21 protein-coding genes are annotated in these 19718 nt (G+C 57.6%); 10 read left to right on the forward strand and 11 right to left on the reverse strand.

All coding sequences use genetic code 11. The annotated features are described in order from the left end of the window. The first annotated feature begins 16 nt into the window (after nt 1-16). Together CPJ18_RS03255 and CPJ18_RS03265 are read left to right on the forward strand one after the other, a co-directional pair. Nucleotides 17-721 (forward strand): HAD family hydrolase, encoded by a 705-nt coding sequence (locus CPJ18_RS03255; RefSeq protein WP_103657045.1) that lies wholly within the window; start codon nt 17-19, stop codon nt 719-721. 144 nt (nt 722-865) lie between these two features. Then, on the forward strand, nt 866-2440 hold the full coding sequence (locus CPJ18_RS03265) for an FGGY-family carbohydrate kinase (RefSeq protein WP_103657046.1): 1575 nt from the start codon (nt 866-868) through the stop codon (nt 2438-2440). 40 nt (nt 2441-2480) lie between these two features. Here the strand turns inward: CPJ18_RS03265 and CPJ18_RS03270 are convergent, their stop codons facing one another. After that, nucleotides 2481-3302 carry a MurR/RpiR family transcriptional regulator gene (locus tag CPJ18_RS03270; protein ID WP_153366705.1) on the reverse strand — a complete coding sequence of 274 codons (822 nt, stop codon included), beginning with the start codon at nt 3300-3302 and terminating at the stop codon, nt 2481-2483. A 315-nt stretch (nt 3303-3617) separates the two neighbouring features. Here CPJ18_RS03270 and CPJ18_RS03280 point away from each other — a divergent pair, with 315 nt between their 5' ends. Then, nucleotides 3618-4343 (forward strand): sulfate transporter family protein, encoded by a 726-nt coding sequence (locus tag CPJ18_RS03280; RefSeq protein WP_103657048.1) that lies wholly within the window; start codon nt 3618-3620, stop codon nt 4341-4343. On the opposite strand, the gene nth is transcribed toward CPJ18_RS03280, so the two are convergent. After that, a complete protein-coding gene (gene nth / locus CPJ18_RS03285) occupies nt 4317-5087 on the reverse strand; it encodes an endonuclease III (RefSeq protein ID WP_103657049.1) in 771 nt (256 codons plus the stop codon). The two genes, CPJ18_RS03280 and nth, sit on opposite strands and share 27 nt — an antisense overlap. Before the next feature lie 36 nt (nt 5088-5123). On the opposite strand from nth, the gene CPJ18_RS03290 reads away from it, so the two are divergent. The 4 genes from CPJ18_RS03290 (at nt 5124) to CPJ18_RS03305 (ending at nt 7152) form a co-directional block, all read left to right on the forward strand. Further along, nucleotides 5124-5606 carry a DUF2244 domain-containing protein gene (locus CPJ18_RS03290; protein WP_103657050.1) on the forward strand — a complete coding sequence of 161 codons (483 nt, stop codon included), beginning with the start codon at nt 5124-5126 and terminating at the stop codon, nt 5604-5606. A 69-nt stretch (nt 5607-5675) separates the two neighbouring features. Further along, nucleotides 5676-6548, forward strand: coding sequence for a methylated-DNA--[protein]-cysteine S-methyltransferase (locus CPJ18_RS03295; protein WP_103657051.1), 873 nt, complete (start codon nt 5676-5678; stop codon nt 6546-6548). Nucleotides 6549-6615: 67 nt separating this feature from the next. After that, nucleotides 6616-6852 carry a CopG family ribbon-helix-helix protein gene (locus tag CPJ18_RS03300; RefSeq protein ID WP_103657052.1) on the forward strand — a complete coding sequence of 79 codons (237 nt, stop codon included), beginning with the start codon at nt 6616-6618 and terminating at the stop codon, nt 6850-6852. A 15-nt stretch (nt 6853-6867) separates the two neighbouring features. After that, nucleotides 6868-7152: a type II toxin-antitoxin system RelE/ParE family toxin gene (locus tag CPJ18_RS03305; protein ID WP_342588085.1), complete on the forward strand. Its 285-nt coding sequence runs from the start codon at nt 6868-6870 to the stop codon at nt 7150-7152. Nucleotides 7153-7158: 6 nt separating this feature from the next. Here CPJ18_RS03305 and CPJ18_RS03310 read toward each other — a convergent pair whose 3' ends face one another. Next, the gene (locus CPJ18_RS03310; RefSeq protein ID WP_167397841.1) at nt 7159-8142 is read right to left on the reverse strand and encodes a sugar-binding transcriptional regulator; all 984 of its coding nucleotides are present in this window, start codon (nt 8140-8142) and stop codon (nt 7159-7161) included. 205 nt (nt 8143-8347) lie between these two features. On the opposite strand from CPJ18_RS03310, the gene tal reads away from it, so the two are divergent. Beyond that, nucleotides 8348-9304, forward strand: a complete 957-nt coding sequence (gene tal, locus CPJ18_RS03320) for a transaldolase (RefSeq protein WP_103657055.1) — start codon at nt 8348-8350, stop codon at nt 9302-9304. Between the two features lie 92 nt (nt 9305-9396). Here the strand turns inward: tal and CPJ18_RS03325 are convergent, their stop codons facing one another. Beyond that, the gene (locus CPJ18_RS03325) at nt 9397-10164 is read right to left on the reverse strand and encodes an IclR family transcriptional regulator (RefSeq protein WP_103657056.1); all 768 of its coding nucleotides are present in this window, start codon (nt 10162-10164) and stop codon (nt 9397-9399) included. 133 nt (nt 10165-10297) lie between these two features. Here CPJ18_RS03325 and CPJ18_RS03330 point away from each other — a divergent pair, with 133 nt between their 5' ends. Beyond that, complete coding sequence (locus CPJ18_RS03330) at nt 10298-11029, forward strand: SDR family oxidoreductase (RefSeq protein ID WP_103657337.1); 732 nt, start codon at nt 10298-10300, stop codon at nt 11027-11029. Between the two features lie 208 nt (nt 11030-11237). Here the strand turns inward: CPJ18_RS03330 and CPJ18_RS03335 are convergent, their stop codons facing one another. From CPJ18_RS03335 to CPJ18_RS03355, 5 genes are all read right to left on the reverse strand, one after another. Further along, nucleotides 11238-11411 carry a DUF1328 domain-containing protein gene (locus tag CPJ18_RS03335; RefSeq protein ID WP_077105863.1) on the reverse strand — a complete coding sequence of 58 codons (174 nt, stop codon included), beginning with the start codon at nt 11409-11411 and terminating at the stop codon, nt 11238-11240. 129 nt (nt 11412-11540) lie between these two features. Further along, nucleotides 11541-12392 (reverse strand): metal ABC transporter permease, encoded by an 852-nt coding sequence (locus tag CPJ18_RS03340; protein WP_103586515.1) that lies wholly within the window; start codon nt 12390-12392, stop codon nt 11541-11543. Beyond that, nucleotides 12389-13249, reverse strand: a complete 861-nt coding sequence (locus tag CPJ18_RS03345; protein ID WP_067651116.1) for a metal ABC transporter permease — start codon at nt 13247-13249, stop codon at nt 12389-12391. Before CPJ18_RS03345 ends, CPJ18_RS03340 begins: the two co-directional genes overlap by 4 nt. Beyond that, a complete protein-coding gene (locus tag CPJ18_RS03350; protein ID WP_407026438.1) occupies nt 13242-14129 on the reverse strand; it encodes a manganese/iron ABC transporter ATP-binding protein in 888 nt (295 codons plus the stop codon). The genes CPJ18_RS03345 and CPJ18_RS03350 overlap by 8 nt, the downstream gene beginning before the upstream one ends. Then, nucleotides 14129-15019 carry a metal ABC transporter substrate-binding protein gene (locus CPJ18_RS03355; RefSeq protein WP_103657057.1) on the reverse strand — a complete coding sequence of 297 codons (891 nt, stop codon included), beginning with the start codon at nt 15017-15019 and terminating at the stop codon, nt 14129-14131. Before CPJ18_RS03355 ends, CPJ18_RS03350 begins: the two co-directional genes overlap by 1 nt. Before the next feature lie 336 nt (nt 15020-15355). Here CPJ18_RS03355 and CPJ18_RS03360 point away from each other — a divergent pair, with 336 nt between their 5' ends. Continuing rightward, complete coding sequence (locus tag CPJ18_RS03360; RefSeq protein ID WP_167397842.1) at nt 15356-16282, forward strand: hypothetical protein; 927 nt, start codon at nt 15356-15358, stop codon at nt 16280-16282. Nucleotides 16283-16418: 136 nt separating this feature from the next. Here CPJ18_RS03360 and lysS read toward each other — a convergent pair whose 3' ends face one another. Both lysS and gltX read right to left on the reverse strand, forming a co-directional pair. Next, entirely contained in the window at nt 16419-17918 is a 1500-nt protein-coding gene (lysS, locus tag CPJ18_RS03365; protein WP_103657058.1) for a lysine--tRNA ligase, read from the reverse strand. 261 nt (nt 17919-18179) lie between these two features. Next, entirely contained in the window at nt 18180-19637 is a 1458-nt protein-coding gene (gltX, locus tag CPJ18_RS03375; RefSeq protein ID WP_103657060.1) for a glutamate--tRNA ligase, read from the reverse strand. Nucleotides 19638-19718 lie beyond the last annotated feature (81 nt).

Here is a 19718-nt window from a genome sequence, read left to right on the forward strand (position 1 = left end):
CGAAAAGAGATGTGCCATGCAAACCGGGAGCGCGCCTTTGCTGATCTTTGATTGCGACGGCGTTCTCGTGGACAGCGAGCCGGTTTCCATTGCTGTCCTGATCGACATGGTCGCCCATCAGGGCGTCCAGATCACCGAAGAGGAAGCCTATCAGCGGTTCCTGGGCCGTAGTGTCGCCAGCATGACGGCGACGTTGTGGGAGGAATATGGTGTCGAAACAGACATCGATTTTCTCGAACATATGCGCAGCGAACTCTTCCAGCGCTTTCGCGATGAACTGAAGGCTATAGACGGCATGGCCGAGACGCTGGATCGCCTGTCGGTGCCGCGCTGCGTTGCGTCCTCCAGCCAGCCGGAGCGCATTCGCTACTCGCTCGGCCTGACCGGCTTGCTCGACAAGCTCGAACCGCATATCTTCAGCGCCACTATGGTGAAAAATGGCAAGCCCGCACCGGATCTCTTTCTGCATGCGGCAGACCAGATGCAGGTGGAGCCTCGTCACTGCATCGTCATCGAAGACAGCCCTGCGGGAATTGTCGCGGCTAAAGCGGCAGGCATGCGCGTCTTTGCCTTTACCGGCGGATCGCATGCTCGTTTCCCGGCATTTCGTGAACACATAGCCAGCCTGAAACCCGATCTGGTGTTTGACGCCATGCCGGATTTGGTCCAACTTGTGGAGAACCACAAGATAGGCGGCAGTTCTGGAATGAAGGCTGATTGACGTGCGCATCCACATCTACTCCTCCGTCATTCCTGTGCTCGTCACAGGAATCCAGCCAGCCCAAGTCTTTGGGCTGAAAGGACTCTTTCCGCCGTGCGGACGTGCGTCGACTGGATTCCTGTCACAAGGACAGGAATGAGGGGCATGCGTCAACATCTTGTTGCTGTCGATGTCGGCACGGGCAGCGCCCGCGCTGGCGTTTTCGATGCGAGCGGCAGGCTGATTGCGCGCGCGACACACCCCATCATCATGCAGCGTCCCAAGGAAAACCACGCCGAGCACGATTCCGCCGACATTTGGAATGCCGTCTGCATCGCCGTGCGCCAAACTATGGCAGATGCCGCCATTCCCGCATCCTCCGTCGCAGCCATAGGCTTCGATGCCACCTGTTCGCTCGTCGTCCGCGGGCCACAGGGCGAGCAGGTCACGGTGTCCACAACAGGCGAAGAGCGCTTCGATACCCTCGTCTGGCTCGATCACCGTGCCATCGCGCAAGCAGATTTTCTAAGCAGCTCGGGCCATCCCGTGCTGGATTTTGCAGGCGGATCGATTTCGCCTGAGATGCAGATGCCCAAGCTAATGTGGCTCAAAAAACATCTGCCAGACAGCTGGGCCAAAGCCGGATATTTTTTCGATCTTGCCGATTTCCTGACATGGAAGGCCAGCGGCAGCGCCAAGCGTTCCAACTGCACGCTGACGGCCAAATGGAATTTTCTGGCGCATGAAGGGCAGGGCTGGAGCCAGGATTATCTTGAAATGGCTAGCCTGGGCGATCTTCTCCAACGCGGCAACCTGCCCACAGAAACCGTCGCGCCCGGCCAGAGCGTCGGCAAGCTTTCAGCGCAGGCTGCTGACGAGTTAGGCCTCGATACGGGCTGCGACGTCGCGGCAGGCATGATTGATGCCTATGCCGGTGCGCTGGGCGCTCTCGGCGGTAGCCTGCAATCGGACGTCGGCAGCAATGTCGCTTTGATTGCCGGAACCTCCAGCTGCCTCGTGACGCTCACGCCAAAACGCATGCCCGGCCACAGCCTCTGGGGGCCTTATTGGCAGGCGGTGCTGCCCGGTCATTGGCTGGTGGAGGGCGGGCAATCGGCCACCGGCGCGCTTTTGGACCACGTCGTGCGCATGCATGCCGCGGGCGGCGAGCCGACCTCGGCACTCCATGCCCGCATCGTGGAACGCGTGCTGGATTTGCGCAGCACGGAAGGCGAAGGCTTTGCCGATCACCTGCACGTCCTGCCGGATTTTCACGGCAATCGCTCGCCGCTGGCTGATCCACATGCGCGTGGTGTCGTCAGTGGGCTGACGCTCGACACCTCCTTCGATAGCCTCTGCCGTCTCTATTGGCGCACGGCCGTCGCCATCGCGCTCGGCGCACGACACGTGCTGGATGCCATGGAAGGTTTCGGTTATCGCGTGGAAACGCTGCATGTAACGGGCGGTCACGTGCACAATCCGCTCCTGATAGAACTCTACGCCGATGTCACAGGAAAACGCATCGTCATTCCCGCAAGCGCAGACGCGGTTCTGCTCGGCACGGCCATGACGGCGGCGTCTGCGGGTGGTGTGCATAAGGGATTGGCCGCTGCCGGTGCGGCCATGTATTCCGGCGGTGAAGAGAAGACATTAAGCGGCGAACGCAAACAGCGTTACGAGCGAGACTATCAGCGTTTTCTCGCCATGTACCGCCACAGGGCCGAACTCGAAGCCATCTGACGCTATAAAAAAGAGCGGCGCAAGCGCCGCTCTGGGTCATTCAGCCATTCAGCGCGCGCTGCATATCACCAATGCGGCGGTTCCGGTCTCTGCGGCCGGTTTCGCTTTTCTGAGACAGTGAGTGCAGCATGAATTCGGTAATCGCCACCAGTTGCAGCATGCTGTGTCCGCCATTTTGCGCTAGCGGAATGGTCAGGCAGATGTCTGCGCTGTCAGGTCCCCACTCGTAAAACCGGGTGGTGATCAGCACCGTCTTGTAACCAGCCTTCATGGCCATCTTCGCAAGGCGCTGCAAAGCGGCAAGATTGCCACCACAGTCCATCAGGATCAGAAGCGTGCCTTCGACGGGCTCATCCATCAGCGCGATGTAGGTTGCGCCATCACGTTGCAGATAATGAACACTCTCACGCGATTCCAAAAGCTTGGTGTAGAAGTAACGGCAGATGCCAAAACTTTCAGCCGACGAGGCCACAAACACCTTCTTGCTTTCGGCGATATTATTGAGCGCCGTTTTCCAAACGGATTGGCCAGCCAAATCATAGACCGCCTGAACCGCTTGAATCTGTTGCAGCATCAGCGATGACAGTGGTGTTTGCGGCGCTTCCTGCGCAACAGCCGGGGCTGTGTCGGCAATGTGCGATTCGTCACGCAGATGCTCGCGAATGTCGCTCAACTGTCTGTAACCCAGCGACCGCAGAAAACGACCGACGGTCATTGGGCTGAGGCTCAGCTTTTCTGCCAGTGTCGCGGCTGTTTCGAACGGCAGTTCGGCCAGATGCTCGATAAGGTATTTCGCAATACGTCGCTCAGACGGTGTGCCGGTCTTGAGCGAACGGGTGAGATCAATCAGCAATTTTTCCAACGACGCCTCTTTTTCTTGTCTTTAGCGGACGATGGTACTCAAGCGAGATTTCCCGCTGCCATTCGTGACGACTAGGTTGTACAAAAGGCCAAGTGTCATCCCGTTGATCCCCACTCCGACGAGAATATACGACTTTTTGCCTGTTTGTTTTTATAGTTTAGTAGTTGCTTTCCTTCAAGTGCAAAATGACGGGTTGAAATTTTTCTTTGCGGAAAAGTGGTGGATTCTTGTTAAAGGGCCCCTTGGCCCCTATTTCCACGTCCACATGCAAGCGAATCCGGATCGCCTGTAAATCCGCCAAAAGGGAGGCAGTTAATGATTTTTGGTGCGGCGCGAGATGCTTTCAAGAATCTTTTTGCGCCAGAGACACGATCGGTGTTCTGGAAGTCTCTCGGGCTGACGATTTTGGTGCTTATAGGGCTGTGGTTTGCCATCCGTGGCATCTTCATATGGCTTGCATTGCCGTGGCTTGATTCGCTGGTGCCCAGCATGCCGGAATGGGCGGGCTGGATGAGCTTCATTCTGGCCATCATCGCGGGCATCGGGCTTGCGCTCGCCCTGGCTCTGCTGATCTCGCCGGTCACTGCCGTCATCGCCGGTCTGTTTCTGGATGATGTCGCTGAAGTCATTGAAAAGAAAGATTATCCCAACGACCCCCAGGGTACGGCCATGCCGCTGGCGCAGGCCATTCCGTCATCCCTGAAGTTCTTCGGTATCGTCATTTTGGGCAACCTGATCGCACTCATGCTGCTGCTGGTTCCCGGCGTCAATCTCATCGCGTTTTTTCTGGTCAACGGCTATTTGCTGGGTCGGGAATTCTTTGAATTCGCGGCCATGCGCTTCCGCACACCTGAGGATGCACGCGCCTTCCGCTCAAAACACGGAACGACGGTTTTCATGGCCGGTCTGGTGATTGCAGCCTTCCTCGCCATCCCGTTTCTCAACCTTTTGACGCCGCTTTTCGCCGCTTCGCTGATGGTGCATCTGCACAAATCCATCAGCCGCCGCGACCCATCATTCACCCGTCAATTGGGCCGGTAGCTCGACAAGCGGGGCTGGAATATCGCAGGTTTTTTCCGGAGATTTGCACAGATCTGCAATCACGCAGCGCTCGCATTCCGGCTTTCGCGCCTTGCAACAGTAGCGCCCGTGCAGAATCAGCCAGTGGTGGGCGTGAAAAAGATAGTCGTCCGGGATGATTCGCACCAAGCGGTCTTCCACCTCATCCGGAGTTTTCCCCGGTGCCAGACAGAGCCGGTTGGCAATGCGAAACACATGTGTATCCACCGCCAGTGTGGGAACGCCGAAGGCCATGGACATCACCACATTGGCGGTCTTGCGGCCGACACCCGGCAGCTTGATCAGCTCCTCGCGGGTGCGTGGAACCTCGCCACCAAAATCATCGATCAGCATCTGCGAGAGCGCGACGACGTTCTTGGCCTTGTTTCGATAAAGACCAATGGTCTTGATGTAGCCGATCAGCCGCTCTTCACCCAGCTCCAGCATTTTCTGCGGGGTATCGGCCACGGCAAACAGGCCGCGCGTTGCCCGGTTGACGCCAACATCCGTGGCCTGCGCCGACAAGGCGACAGCCACCACCAGCGTAAACGGGTTGGAATGTTCCAGCTCCCCCTTCGGCTCCGGCCGCTGGATGGAGAAACGCCGGAAAATCTCCTTGAGTTCGTCCTGTGAATAGAGCGTCTTGACCCGCACCGGCTTGCGACGTGACGTCGTATTTGACTTTTTCACAATTTGGGTGCTGGATTTCTTCTTGGCAATTGTCATGGTCAGCTGTGGTTTCGGGCTATTGAGGACGGCAAGGTGGACAGGGTAAACGAGCAGCCGGTTTTTGCAGCGGAACTTGTTCCTTATCGCTCCCTTGGACGCAAGGGCTTTCGCATTCTTCTGGTGCTGACAGGTGCCGTTTGCCTTCTCTACGGCGTCTTCTTCATGGTCACCGGCGCATGGCCCATCGGCCTGTTTCTCGGCCTGGATTTTCTGCTTCTCTATGTTGCCTTCCGCGCAAACTACCGGGCTGCCAAAGCACGCGAAGAAGTTACCGTGTCGCGCACCAACCTCTCTATCCGCAAGTTCTCCCCGGCAGGCCAAATGGTGGAGCATCGCTTCAACCCGTTCTGGGCGCGGTTTCAGGTCCAGCGGCGTGATGATATCGGCATAACCTCTATGCATGTTTCAGGTGAGGGGCGGGTGACCGATGTCGGCTCCTTCCTCAATCCGGATGATCGCGAAAGTTTTGCCAAGGCTTTTCGCGGTGCGCTCGCGACGGTTCGGTTGAAAATCTAGCGGGTCGAGCAAGAAACGGGTGGAGATGGGCGAGACGTCGTGGTTTTGTGTCCCCCAAGGAGATACGCCATGAACGCCAATATCGTGCTGAAGGAAGACATCACCCCGGTTGGGTCTGACTATGAGACCGTACGGCAGGTGATCGAAATTCTGACGGTGGAATACCGCGATCAGCCATCACTGGAAACCATCGCGGCGAAGCTTTCGCAATCGCCCACGCAGTTGCAGAAGACCTTTACCCGCTGGGCCGGCCTGTCTCCGAAAGCATTTCTACAAGCGGTAACGCTGGATCATGCCAAGCGGCTGCTGGGGCAAGAGCGGTTGCCGCTGCTGGAAGCCTCCATCGAGGTCGGCATGTCTGGACCCGGCCGCCTGCATGACCTTTTCGTGACCCATGAGGCCATGTCGCCGGGGGAATGGAAAGCCAAGGGCGCAGGCCTGCAAATCCGCTACGGCTTCCACCCGTCTCCCTTCGGCCTGGCGCTCGTGATGATCACGGATCGCGGGCTGGCCGGATGCGCCTTTGCCGATGCCGGCGAAGAAAAAGCCTGCTTCGAGGACATGTCGCGCCGCTGGCCCAATGCCGACTACTCCGAAGACAGCGCTGCCACCGCCCCCTACGCATCCCGTATCTTCGATCCAGCCAAATGGAAAAGCGAACAGCCCCTGCGCGTCGTCCTGCTCGGTACGGATTTTCAGGTCCGCGTCTGGCAGAGCCTCTTAAAAATTCCGCTTGGCAAAGCTGTCACCTATTCCCATGTCGCCCACGATATCGGCCAACCCACGGCATCCCGCGCCGTCGGTGCCGCCATCGGTGCCAACCCCATCTCCTTCGTCGTCCCCTGCCACCGGGCAGTGGGCAAAAGCGGCGCGCTGACGGGGTATCACTGGGGGCTGACCCGCAAACGGGCTATGCTGGGCTGGGAGACGGGTAAGGTTTGATCAGTGTGCGGCGCATGTGATATAGGATGTGAAAATCACATCTGCCGTGTGAAACCATGGAAAGCGTATGAAAAGCACGATCCAACTTTCCGACGATATTGACCGCCGTATCGATCTGGTTGCGGCGAAGAGCAGTTTAACACGAAGCCAAATCGTTGAGGAAGCGCTTGCTCACGGTCGATCGATCGCTTGGCAGGAGCAGTGGGTCACAGGTGTGAAAGAGGGTTTGGATGACGCCAAAAACGGCAATTTCGCCAGCGAAGAGGATATTGCCGAGGTTTTGAACCGCTACGATCAGGCTTGACCGGCTCTGCGCGTTATCTGGACAAAACGATCTCTGAGAGAACTTGCCACTATCGGCGACTATATTGCTGAGCAGAATCCTCGGGCGGCAGTCCGCATTGTCCGCCTCATTCACAAGACCACAAGAGACTTACTCTCATCGAACCCATTCATTGGGAGGCGAGGGGACATCGAGGGCACGAGAGAACTCGTCATATCGGGCACGCAGTACATTGTTGCCTATGTCGTTTCCGGCGACGACGTCCAGGTTTTGTTCGTGCAACATGGTGCCCGCGAATGGCCCACTGCCGTTTCTGACTGACATCAGTTACGCTGCCGTCTCCCCCAACTCCAACAATGCCCGAGCCGCCGCCTCATCCGTAATCAACGTATTGCACCCAATGCGTTTGATGGTGGCGCGGATGGCAGTGGCGCGGTGGGCGCCGCCGGAGGCGAGAACGATGTGCTTGGCCTTTTTCAACGTGTCGAGGCCGATCGCCATAGCGCGCTGGTTGATGGGGTGGTCGACGGAGCGTCCCTCGGCGTCGATGAAGTTGAACATGGTGTCGCAGACGCAGCCTGCCGCCACCAGTTCGTCATGGGTCTGTTTGGAAATGAAGCCTTCCGACAGCGAGGTCGAATGCAGCCCGATATCGCCGCAGCTGACGATGGCGAGATCGAGATTTTCGGCGAGTTCGAACAGCGTGTTGAGGCCGCATTTTTCGATCAGCGCGCGGCGGGTCTCGGCGCTGTCCACCAGCAGCGGAGCCAGGAACATATAACATTCCGCTCCCAGCGCGCTGGCCAGACGCCACGTATAATCCAGCGGGTTGGTCTGGTGTACCGCCACGATGCCGCCCAACAAGGACACCACCTTGCAGTTTTCCCGGCGCGGCGGGCGGAAGCTGGAGAGCGATGCCGTCATGGTGCGGCCCCAGCCGACGCCGATGGTGGCATTGTCGGGCACCGCCTCGGACAGGAACTGGCCGAGTGCCAGGCCCACAGCCTTGGCAATGTCTTCTGCCTTCGATGAAGCGGACGGAATGATGATGGCTTCATCCAATCCGTAGGCGGCCTCCAGCTTGATCGCGAGTTCGACGTAATCCTCGATGCCTTCATTGATCCAGATCTGTACCTCGGAGCGCTTCATGGCCTCGTCCAGAAGGCGGATGACGGTGGAGCGGCTGATGCCGAGTTTTTCCGCCACGTCCTTCTGCGTCATGCCCTGATTGTAATAGAGCCACGCCGCCCGCAGCCGCAGGGATGCAGCTTCAGAATAGGCTGTATGGGTGTCTCTTCGCAGTTTCGCCACTGTTTTCGCCATGCTTGGAGGAAGCCGTCACTATGGCAGGCGTGAAACTTATGTCAATTGCATTGCGCAAATGTCTTGACTTTGGGATTGGCACCGCGCGATACTTAACAATGAGAAGACAGCTTGGTTCCGACATCGCGCGCAAGCGAGGGCAGGAACGAAACCCGGCTGAAACGGTTTTCAAAGATGACGAGGATCAATCAGCATGACATCCAAACTTGACCAACTCCGTAAAATCACGACGGTTGTCGCCGATACCGGCGATATCGAGGCCGTCGCACGCCTGAAGCCGGTGGATTGCACCACCAATCCGTCCATCATTCTGAAAGCACTCGGCACGCCGATGTTTGCGGATACCGTGAAGGAAGCCGTTTCCTGGGGTAAAAAGCAGGGTGGTGATTCCGATGCCGTGGTCGGTGCTATTGCGGACCGTCTGGCGATTTCCGTCGGTGCAAAGCTTGTCGAACTCGTTCCGGGCCGCGTATCGACTGAGGTCGATGCCGATCTGTCTTTCGACACCAAGGCGTCCATCGCCAAGGCGCATCAGATCATTGCCGGTTACAAAGAGCGTGGCATCGAGCGTGATCGCATCCTCATTAAGCTTGCCTCCACTTGGGAAGGCATCAAGGCTGCCGAAGTGCTGCAGGCCGAGGGCATCGATTGCAATCTGACACTGCTGTTTTCGCAGGCCCAGGCCATTGCCTGCGCGGAAGCCAAAGCCTTCCTCATCTCGCCCTTCGTCGGTCGTATTCTGGACTGGTACAAGAAGTCCACCGGTGAAGAGTACACAGCTGAAACCGATCCGGGCGTGGTCTCCGTTCGCAAAATCTACAATTATTACAAGGCCAACGGCATCTCCACCGTCGTCATGGGCGCTTCGTTCCGCAATGTCGGCGAGATTGAAGCGCTGGCCGGTTGCGACCGCCTGACCATCAGCCCGGCATTGCTGGAAGAGCTGGAAAAGGACACCGGCACGTTGGAGCGCAAGCTTTCTGCTGACGATTCCAAGGCCGAGCCCTTGCAGTCCCTCGATGAGAAGGCCTTCCGCTGGCACCTCAATGAAGATGCTATGGCAACGGAAAAGCTGTCGGAAGGTATTCGTCAGTTCGCCAAGGATCTCGAATCGCTGCGCGGCATCATTCGCAAGCAATTGGCCGCTTAAAGAATTCTGGAACCTTCGCGATAGTTGCTCGTTATTAAAGTATAATACCTCCAGTCAAGAAAACGCGATCGGTCCCCTGCCGGTCGCGTTTTTTATTGTCCGGCAGCCACTCCAGAGATTTTGCGGGCAGCGTCGCAAATGAGCTCTATGCAATCGTCCACGCTTGGCGCATCGCTGTTCAGAGGCGTAATGTAGGGGCAGGTGACAACCGCAAGTGCCGTGCCATCAAGCGTCGGGATCGGCGCGGAAATATTGCGAACGCCAGCGGTTTGAAGACTGTTCATGCTCTCGTATCCATCAGTCCTGATCTGCTCCAGGCGCTCGATCAGCCCTTCCGGCACGGATTTTTCATCGCCACCTCGAAGCTGTTCGGCAATCATGATCTCGCGTTGTGCATCCGTCTGGAAGGCCAGCAGGACATGGCCGGAACCGGTGTTGAACAGGCTCATCTGCGCGCCGACGCGGATCGACAGCGCCCAGTAGGTGGACGAATCCTGCTGCGCAATCACCGCCACGACGCCGCGATCATAAACTGCCAGATGGCACGCCTGCCGGGCGCTGTTGGAAAATTCCCGCATGACAGGAGCTGCAAAGGACACGAGTCTGCGCAGCGGCGCATGAAAATGGGCAAGGCCGAACATTTTCAAGGTCAGAAAAAACCGATCGCCGTCCTGCCGCTCCACATAACCCCGGCGGACAAGGCGGTCCAGCATGCGGTAGAACTCATTGGGGCTTTTACCGATCGCCTTGGCGATTTCCACCTGCGTCAGGCCACCATCCGTGCTGGCCAGAAGCTCGAGAATATCCAATCCCTTGTCCAGGGCGGGCGCGCGGTATTTATCGCTGTCGTCTTCGATCATCTGGTTCCTGTATGGTCCGGGCAAAGACCGTCACCGAGTTTACTTGACGTCATATAAATACACTGTTTACATATGAATTGTCGATCCATATTCGGCGTGGAGACGTGCCCCTATGGGCGGGAGGAGAAATACCATGGCGCAGGATTTTACTGGCCAGACAGTCGTCATTACCGCTGCGGGGCAGGGCATTGGTCGTGCAACGGCAGAGAGGTTCATCGAACTGGGCGCGCGCGTCATCGCGACGGATATCAACGAGGCGGCGCTTGCCACTTTGACACAGGCGGAAACCCGCGTCCTCAATGTTCTGGATGGAGATGCCGTCAAAACCTTTGCAACAGAGGTCGGCCATACCGATGTGCTGTTCAATTGCGCTGGCTTCGTACACTCCGGCACCATTCTCGATTGCGATGAGAAAGACTGGGACTTTTCTTTCGACCTCAACGTCAAGGCCATGTACCGAACCTGCCGGGCATTTCTCCCCGCCATGCTGGAAAAGGGCAAGGGTGCCATCGTCAATATGTCCTCGGTTGCTTCAAGCGTGAAGGGCGTGCCAAATCGCTTCGCCTATACCGCATCCAAGGCGGCCGTTATCGGCCTGACGAAATCCATCGCCTCTGATTTCGTCACCAGGGGCATTCGCTGCAACGCCATCTGCCCCGGCACGGTGGACAGCCCGTCTTTGCACGACCGTTTGCGCGCCACGGGCAATTACGAGCAGGCGCTCGCAGACTTCATCGCTCGCCAACCCATGGGCCGCATCGCCAAGGCAGAAGAGATCGCAGCACTGGTGACGTATCTGGCTTCGGATGAGGCTGGTTTTACGACCGGACAGGCGCATGTGATCGATGGCGGTTGGACGGCGTAAACGCCAAGCCACTCTTTTCCCTCCGTCATTCCGGCCTTGAGCCGGAATCCAGTCAGCCCAAGTCTTTGGGCTGAAAAGAGTCTTTGACCTGACAGACGTCAGGTCGCTGGATCCCGCATCAAGTGCGGGATGACGGTAAGGAATTATAAAAGAACAACAAAAAAACGGCGGACCCTGCGGCCCGCCGTTTTCCGTCATAGTCTTACGTTTAGAGGATAGCCTGGCCAGCCATCAGTGCCAGCACCAGGAAGATCACGAAGACCACCACGGCGATAAAGAACAGAATACGGGCGATGCCCGCCGTCGCCGCGGAAATGCCGGTAAAGCCGAATACACCGGCAATCAGCGAAACTACGAAAAATATGAGAGCCCACTTCAGCATGGCCATTCCCTTTGCGTCAATTGATGCGGTCGAGCGCACACGCCATCGACCTGCACATATTGACGCGAATCCCGCCCCTGTGGTTCCGCAGATTCTGAAATAATCTTTTCAATTGCGCACAATTGTCTTTCAAATCGCAGTTTCCACCCGGTTCGTGGCGCGCGCCTGCATTGTGGTGCGTAAAAATGCCAGAACGAACAGCGCTGTCATGACGAGAACGATGGTCGGGGCGGGGGCGCTATCGATCAGGAAGCTGGCCCATATGCCTGTTACCGATGAGAAAACGGCGATGATGACGGCTGCAATCAGCATGCTGGAAAAGCGCCGTGTGATCAGAAAGGCGATCGCCCCGGGTGCCACCAGCATGGCGACCGAGAGAATGATACCAATGGCCTGCAAAGCGCCAACCACCGTCAGAGACAGCACCGCCAGCAATCCGTAATGCAGCAGCCGCACCGGCAGGCCGATGGCCTTGGCATGCTGCGCATCGAAGGCATGAACCAGCAAATCCTTGCGCAGGATGACGAGAAACAGCGTCGCTGCCAGTGCAATCAGGCCGGTTTCGATGATGTCGCCCATGGCAACGCCCAGCATGTCGCCGAAGAGAATATGGTCCAGATGCACGTCGCTCTGCACTTTCACATAAAGAACCAGTCCCAGGCCGAACATGCCGGAAAAGACGATGCCGAGAACGGTATCTTCTTTGATGCGGCTGTTTTCCTTGAGGAAGCCCGTTCCCAAAGCGCAGATCATGCCCGCGACGAAAGCGCCAATCGAAAAGGGAATGCCGACGATATAAGCGATCACCACGCCCGGCAGCACGGCATGGGAGACGGCATCTCCCATCAGCGACCAGCCTTTCAGCACCAGAATGCACGACAGCATCGCCATCGGCACGGCAATCATCAGGGTGATGATGAAGGCATATTGCATGAAGGGTAGTTGGAACGGCAGGATTGCCAGTTGCAGGTTCTCGCTCATGGTGCGGTTTCCAATGCGGACTTCGCCTTCGCACGGGAGGCGAGATAGCCGTGTTTGGGCGCAAAAACAAAGGCGGTCAGGAAGATCAGCGTCTGCAACACGACAATGATGCCGCCGGTCGCTCCGTCGAGGAAGTAACTCAGATAAGCGCCGACGAAGCTGGTGGCAGCACCAATGCCGAAGCTCATGCCGATCAGCCGCTCAAACCTGTCGGTCAGCAGATAGGCCGTTGCACCCGGCGTGACGACCATGGCGACCACCAGAAACGCGCCGACTGTCTGCAAGGCCGCAACCGTGGAGGCGGCGAGCAAGGTAAAGAAGATGATCTTCAACAGTTCGGGGTTGAGACCCACGGTGCGGGCGTGGTTCTCATCGAAAAACACCACCATGAAATCGCGCCACTTCACCGCCAGCACCAAAAGGCTGATACCGCCGATCAGCGCCAGTTGAATGGTGTCTTCCGGGGTGATCGCCAAGATATTGCCGAGCACGATGGTCTGAATATTGATGGAGGTGGGCGACAGCGACACCATGAACAGGCCAAGGCCGAAAAACGAGGTGAAGATCAGGCCGATGATCGCGTCTTCCTTCAGCCGTGTTTTCTGGTTCAGGAACAGCATGGCACCCGCCGCCAGACCGCCGGACAGAAATGCGCCGAGCGAGAACGGCAGGCCCAGCATATAGGCACCGGCCACGCCGGGAACGATGGCGTGGGACAGCGCATCGCCGATCAGCGACCAGCCCTTCAGCATCAGATAGGACGACAGAAAACCGCAGACGCCACCCACGAGAGCGCTGACCCATATGGCGTTGAGCATATAGGAGTAGGTGAAAGGTTCGAGAAGAGTCTCAATCATGGCTCTTCGCTTTCGTCGTCGCGGTGGCCGTTCCATCCTTGCTGTAGATCACGAAGGGACGCTCATCATCCGTGATAACCTTAACGCGGCGCGTGTCGGCATCGTCATGCAGATCGGCACCGCCCAGAATGAAGTGGCGCAGGCTGCCGCCAAAGGCCTTCTGCAGGTTCTCTTCGGTAAAGGTATCCTCGGTCTTGCCCGACGCAATGACCGTGCCCTTGACGAAAACCGCCCGGTCGCAAAACTCCGGCACGCTGCCGAGATTGTGGGTGGAAACCAGCATGATGCGGCCTTCGTCGCGCAGCGCCTTCAACAGCGTGACGATCTGCTCTTCGGTGTTCACATCGACACCGGTAAAGGGCTCGTCCAGCAGAATGACCTGGCCTTCCTGTGCCAGCGCGCGTGCCAGAAACACCCGCTTTTTTTGCCCGCCGGAGAGTTCGCCGATCTGGCGCTTGCGGTAGTCCACCATGTTGACGCGGGCCAAGGCTTCATCGACCATCTGGTGATCGCGCTTGGAGGGAATGCGCAGAAAATTCATATGGCCGTAACGGCCCATCATCACCACGTCTTCCACCAGAACCGGAAAGCTCCAGTCCACCTCTTCGGCCTGCGGCACATAGGCGACGAGGTTCTTTTTCAGCGCATCGCGGGCGGGCAGATCGAAGATTGAGACCGCGCCTGCCGCTAGCGGCACAAAGCCCATGATGGCCTTGAAAATGGTGGACTTGCCTGCGCCGTTGACGCCGACAAGCGCCGTAATCGTGCCGCGCGGAATGGAAAAACTGGCGCTGCGCAGCGCCGTGTGGCCATTGCGGTAAGTTACGGTCACATCATCGACGCTTAGTCCTGTCTCAGCGCCCTTTCGCTTTCCCATCATCATTTGGAAAGGCCTTTCACAACAGTTTCCGTCGTTACACGCAGCAGGTCGAGATAGGTCGGTACCGGGCCGTCGGCTTCGCTCAGCGAATCCACATAAAGGACGCCGCCATAGGCAGCGCCGGTTTCCTTGGCCACCTGCTTTGCCGGGTCGGGAGAGACCGTGCTTTCGCTGAAAATGACCTGAATATTATGTTCGCGCATGGCATCGATCACGCCGCGCACCTGCTGCGGGGTGCCCTGGCTGTCGGCATTGACAGGCCACAGGAACAGTTCTTTCAGTCCGAAATCGCGGGCGAGGTAGGAGAATGCGCCTTCGCTCGTCACCAGCCAGCGCTTATTCTCCGGCAGCGCGGCAATGGCATCGCGCATCGGCTGTATCTCGTGTCTGATCTTGTCGGAATAGGCCTTGGCATTGGCCGCATAGAGATCGGCATGGTCAGGATCGATCTGCGCCAAAGCCTTGCGGATGTTCTCGACATAGATCAGCGCATTGTCTGGAGACATCCAGGCATGCGGGTTGGGCTTGCCCTGATAGGCACCTCCGCTGATCGACATCGGCTGCACGCCATCGCTCACCGTCACATTCGGCACGTCGGCAAGGTTTGCCAGAAATTTCTGAAACCACAATTCCAGATTGAGACCGTTCCACAAAACAAGGTCCGCATTGCGGGCTTTGAGAATGTCACGCGGGGTGGGCTGGTAGTTGTGAATTTCGGCACCAGCCTTGGTGATGCTGTCCACTTCGGCTGCATCGCCCGCCACATTGCGCGCCATGTCGGCGATGATGGTGAAGGTGGTCACGACCTTCGGTTTTTCAGCAGCCAGGGCTGAAAAAGGCAGGAAAAGCGCCGCTGCGGCCAGGACGTTGCGAAGTGTCGATACTGTCATCGCCCGATCAAACTCCTAATGCGATTAATTCGCAATATCAATTTGCGAGCATTTTTCGCCCTTGTCAACGCTATTGCAAATCGTTCGCAAAAATAAAAATCTTGATGAATTTTGACGGAGTCCAAAAATGGTCCACTCCTAGCGGCGGATTCTTGCCTGAGTTAAATCTTCTTCAACAACAACACGTCAGAATTGATCCCTGCATGTCGGTGGTTTTACCCGCTGGTGCACTCGATATCGCTCGCCATTACGGCCGCTGTTGCGATGTTGGGTTGATGGACATGAAACGGGGTAGTGAATGTCGGAACGTTCGACGTGAAAGCAGTGTTCAAGAGAATACGGTTTTCTCGCAAGTTCGTATTGATTGGCAGTGTTGTCCTCCTTCTCGGGGGAGCATCCGGCATGGCCGCCGTTTTTGTCGGTAAAGAGCGCCTGTTCGGCCCCTCCAGCGTATCTCTCAACGGTCTGGAGTGCACGCTGGTGCAATCCGTCAGCATCAAGAAAAATGGCTCTGTCTGGGTCCGCAAATTCATTCGCACGGATGGCGGGGATGGCCCTGAGCGCATAAAGACAGCGTTGCGTGTGGCGAAAGCCGTCTATGACAAGCAGAAGCCGGATCTCGTGCAAGTGTCCGTTCTGGACCAAAAAGGTCCAACCATGCGCTCGGATATGCGTGGGCGGGCGGTTGCTGCACAGATCGTTTTCATTCCCGACGTGAAGAAGCTACCTGATGATGCGGGTGCAAAAACCTATTCTGCCTATTATTACGATGGCGTTCCCAGCGCAGATGGCGTTTTCTACGGCCTGCGGGTCGATCTGCCTCTGGAAGACACTGAAAAACTGGCGACCAGCCTGAACGAGTTTACCGATTGCATTGATCTGGCCGCAAAAGAAACGCCTTCGGGTCATGATGCCCCTGCTAAGGGTCACGACAAACCGGAGGGCGGCCATGGCGAAACTGGCGGCCATGGCGAAGCAGCACCACCCGCGACCGAGCACGCGCCTGAATCCTCCGAGGGTGCACCGCATGAAACAGCGCCTGCCGCAGTGGACTACCCGGCACTTCTGACCTCAACGCCTGAACATGATAGCGTTAGCATATTCAGCTTTGCTTACATAAAGTCGCTGATCTTCGGCAAAGGCCCGACAGAGGCTGTGGCCGCAGAACCAGTTCAGGGCCAAGCACCAGTCGCGGAAGAGCCTGCCGCGCACGACGATGCCGCGCCTGACACGGCGCAAGAGCCAGCCAAATCTGAACATTGATCGTCGTTTGGACGGCGCAAACCTCCCCCTCCGTCATTCTCGGGCTTGACCCCAACCCACCATCGCCACCGGCCAACAAAAAAGCCGAAGGCATCGCGGCCTCCGGCTTTCAATATTCAGTGATAACAGCCCGTTATCAATCCGTCTTCTGGCGACGCGCCGGGAACAGGATGACGTCGCGGATCGATGGTGCATTGGTCAGCAGCATGACCAGACGGTCCACGCCGATACCGAGGCCACCGGCTGGCGGCATGCCTTGGTCGATGGCGTCGAGGAATTCGTCGTCCAGCTGCTTGTCCTTTTCACCGCGGGCATGCGCCTGCTCCAGCTGCTCCACCATGCGGCGGCGCTGTTCTTCCGGGTCGTTGAGTTCGGAGAAGGCATTGCCCACTTCCCAGGCGTTGCAATAGCTCTCGAAGCGCTCTACCAGACGCGGCTCGCCCGGCACTTCCTTGGCGAAGGGCGAAATGTCCTTGGGGAAATGCGTGACGTGGCTCGGCTGGATCAGTGTGCTCTCGACCTTTTCTTCAAAGATGAAGGCAAGGCATTCGCCCCAGGTCCAGTCCTTCTCGACTTCGAAACCGGCTGCCTTGGCGGCAGCACGGGCTTCTTCGTCAGTCTTGATGGCCAGGAAGTCGATTCCCGTGGCTTCCTTCACCGCATCCGGCATCGGCACGCGCTTGAACGGACCCTTGAAGGAAATCGTCTTGCCCTGGAAGTCCAGTTCCGTCGTGCCGTGAATGGCCAGCGCCAGCGTTTCGAACATCCGCTCGACCAGACCCATGATGTCTTCGTAGTCGGCATAGGCCCAGTAGCATTCCAGCATGGTGAATTCCGGATTGTGCCGGGTAGAAACACCTTCATTGCGGAAGTTGCGGTTGATTTCGAACACCTTGTCGGACAGGCCAGACACCAGCGTGCGCTTCAAAAACAGTTCCGGCGCAATGCGCAGATACATGTCCATCTTCAGCGTGTTGTGGAAGGTCTTGAACGGATCAGCCGTCGCGCCGCCATAGACGGTCTGCAACATCGGCGTTTCAACCTCGAGGAAGGCTTCCTCTTCCATGAAACGGCGAATGCCGGAAATGATCTTGGAACGCTGCTGGAAACGCAGCTTGGATTCCTCGTTGGACAGGATATCCAGATGGCGCTTGCGATAGCGAATTTCGATATCGGAAATCCCGCTCCATTTCTCCGGCATTGGCAGCAGAGACTTGGTCAGCATGGTGATTTCTTCGGCATTGATCGTCAGCTCGCCACGCTTGGTGCGACGCACCTTGCCGGTCACGCCGATGATGTCGCCGATGTCAATCATCGGCAGAAGATCGCGCGCTTCTTGCGGTGTCGTATCCTTGTGGGAGAAAATCTGCACCTTGCCGGAGGCGTCATGGATATCCATGAACATGCCGGAATTGCGGTTTGAGTAGACACGGCCCGCAACGGTGACGGTATCGCCAGTTTCAACGTCCGGCTCGATGTCGGCATATTTTTCCGCCAGTTCGGCGTTGGTCAGCGTGCGGTGAAAATGGGCGGGATAGACGTCGCCAACCTTCTCACGCAGCATCGCCAGCTTCTGGCGGCGTACTTCGGTCACGTCGGAGGAGAGGGCGGTCGTTTCGGGTGTCTTATCGGTCATCGTCGGGGCCTTTTTCGGGCTGTGTTGTTTTCATTGCTGCGGTCACGATACGCGCCCGCACCTTTTCCTTATCTGGTATCCTCGGCCCTCTCGGTCGTCATCCGCCCACCTCCACCTCCGTCATCCTCGGGCTTGACCCGAGGATCTACCGGCGGAGCGGCGTTCTCACCGTCGAGGCCTAGGCACCCGACGTAGATCCTCGGGTCAAGCCCGAGGATGACGAGCGTGGGGTCTGCCGAGCAACACCAAACAGCGTCGTTTTTACGTTCCAGCGCCAACCATCGTCGCCGCAACCGCAATCGCCACCTTCAACCGCTGGCGCACGACAGATCGACCCAGCACCGCCATCGAGTCAAACAACGGCAGCGAACGCGAAGAACCGGACATCGCAACAAACAGCGGCGGCGTCACCACGCGCAGCTTCTTGCCCGTCCGTTCCGCCACATCGCGCAATTCCGCTTCGATGGCCTCAAGCGTCCAGTCTGGCATTTTTTCCAGATCGGCAGCAACCGTGGTCAGGATTTCGTGGATTTCTTCCGGCTTGCTCTTCAGGCCAGCAAAGGACGCAGGCGTCAGGCCCACATCGCTCGACAGCAGGAAGCCCGCGAGGTTCGGCAGATCGCCCAGCTTGGAAATACGGCTCTGCGAAAGCTTCAGACCTTCTGTCAGACGCGCATTTTCCATCGCCCATTCCAGCGTGCGGGCAATGAACTCGTCCTGCGTCAGCTTTTCGCGCAGCCAGCGGCCATTTAGCCAGTCCAGTTTCTGAATGTCGAAAATCGCGCCAGCCTTGGACAACGCTTCCGGGTCGAACTTTTGCGCCAGTTCATCCATGGTCAAAAGCTCTTCGCCTTCGCCCAGCTGCACGAAAAACAGGCCGAGAAAGTTCATCAGCGCTTCCGGCAGATAGCCGAGTGCGGAGTAGTAGGAGATTGATGTCGGGTTCTTGCGTTTCGACAGCTTGGATTTGTCGGCATTGCGCATCAGCGACAGATGCATGAATGTCGGCTGGTCCCAGCCGAAATAGCGATACAGCAGAATGTGCTTCGGCACCGATGCCAGCCACTCTTCGCCGCGCGCGACATGGGTGATCTTCATCAGATGGTCGTCGATGACATTGGCCATATGATAGGTCGGCATGCCATCGGCCTTCATCAGAACCTGCATATCGACGCTGTCCCAGGGGATCGACACATCGCCATAAACGCCATCGGTGAAATCGCAGGAGCCTTCGGTCGGGATTTTCATCCGCACGACGGAGGCTTCACCAGATGCCATACGGCTAGTGACTTCCTCTGCTTTGAGATGCAAGCAAAGACCATCATATTTCGGCGGCTTGCCAGCGGCGCGCTGCGCCTCGCGCATTTCCGTCAGGCGTTCTGCCGTGCAGAAACAGCGGAAGGCATGGCCTTTTTCCAGCAGCTCGTCGGCAAATGGCTGGTACATGTCCTTGCGGTCGGACTGGCGGTAGGGGCCGTAAGGGCCGCCAACGTCAGGGCCTTCAGACCACTTCAGCCCGGTCCATTTCAGCGCTTCCAGCACCTTGTCTTCATATTCGCGCGTGGAACGCGTGGCATCGGTATCTTCGATGCGCAGAATGAATTCACCACCATGCTTCTGGGCGAAGAGATAGTTGAAAAGCGCAATATAAGCGGTGCCGACATGCGGCTCGCCAGTGGGGGAAGGTGCAATACGGACGCGGACGCCGGAAGTGGTCATTGAAATTCACTCGTCGTGACTGGTTGTGATAGCAAGCCGATAGGGCCCGATATCACGAAAATTGACGTTGGATGCGGCGGG

Origin of the sequence: Agrobacterium rosae, assembly GCF_002915175.1 — a bacterium.
GTDB lineage: Bacteria > Pseudomonadota > Alphaproteobacteria > Rhizobiales > Rhizobiaceae > Agrobacterium > Agrobacterium rosae.

Bases quoted from the DNA above. Each gene is read 5' to 3' on its own strand.
- CPJ18_RS03255 (WP_103657045.1), top strand. From the start codon at position 17: ATGCAAACCGGGAGCGCGCCTTTGCTGATCTTTGATTGCGACGGCGTT.
- CPJ18_RS03265 (WP_103657046.1), top strand. From the start codon at position 866: ATGCGTCAACATCTTGTTGCTGTCGATGTCGGCACGGGCAGCGCCCGC.
- CPJ18_RS03280 (WP_103657048.1), top strand. From the start codon at position 3,618: ATGATTTTTGGTGCGGCGCGAGATGCTTTCAAGAATCTTTTTGCGCCA.
- nth (WP_103657049.1), bottom strand. From the start codon at position 5,087: ATGACAATTGCCAAGAAGAAATCCAGCACCCAAATTGTGAAAAAGTCA.
- CPJ18_RS03295 (WP_103657051.1), top strand. From the start codon at position 5,676: ATGAACGCCAATATCGTGCTGAAGGAAGACATCACCCCGGTTGGGTCT.
- CPJ18_RS03300 (WP_103657052.1), top strand. From the start codon at position 6,616: ATGAAAAGCACGATCCAACTTTCCGACGATATTGACCGCCGTATCGAT.
- tal (WP_103657055.1), top strand. From the start codon at position 8,348: ATGACATCCAAACTTGACCAACTCCGTAAAATCACGACGGTTGTCGCC.
- CPJ18_RS03325 (WP_103657056.1), bottom strand. From the start codon at position 10,164: ATGATCGAAGACGACAGCGATAAATACCGCGCGCCCGCCCTGGACAAG.
- CPJ18_RS03330 (WP_103657337.1), top strand. From the start codon at position 10,298: ATGGCGCAGGATTTTACTGGCCAGACAGTCGTCATTACCGCTGCGGGG.
- CPJ18_RS03335 (WP_077105863.1), bottom strand. From the start codon at position 11,411: ATGCTGAAGTGGGCTCTCATATTTTTCGTAGTTTCGCTGATTGCCGGT.
- CPJ18_RS03340 (WP_103586515.1), bottom strand. From the start codon at position 12,392: ATGAGCGAGAACCTGCAACTGGCAATCCTGCCGTTCCAACTACCCTTC.
- CPJ18_RS03345 (WP_067651116.1), bottom strand. From the start codon at position 13,249: ATGATTGAGACTCTTCTCGAACCTTTCACCTACTCCTATATGCTCAAC.
- CPJ18_RS03350 (WP_407026438.1), bottom strand. From the start codon at position 14,129: ATGATGGGAAAGCGAAAGGGCGCTGAGACAGGACTAAGCGTCGATGAT.
- CPJ18_RS03355 (WP_103657057.1), bottom strand. From the start codon at position 15,019: ATGACAGTATCGACACTTCGCAACGTCCTGGCCGCAGCGGCGCTTTTC.
- lysS (WP_103657058.1), bottom strand. From the start codon at position 17,918: ATGACCGATAAGACACCCGAAACGACCGCCCTCTCCTCCGACGTGACC.
- gltX (WP_103657060.1), bottom strand. From the start codon at position 19,637: ATGACCACTTCCGGCGTCCGCGTCCGTATTGCACCTTCCCCCACTGGC.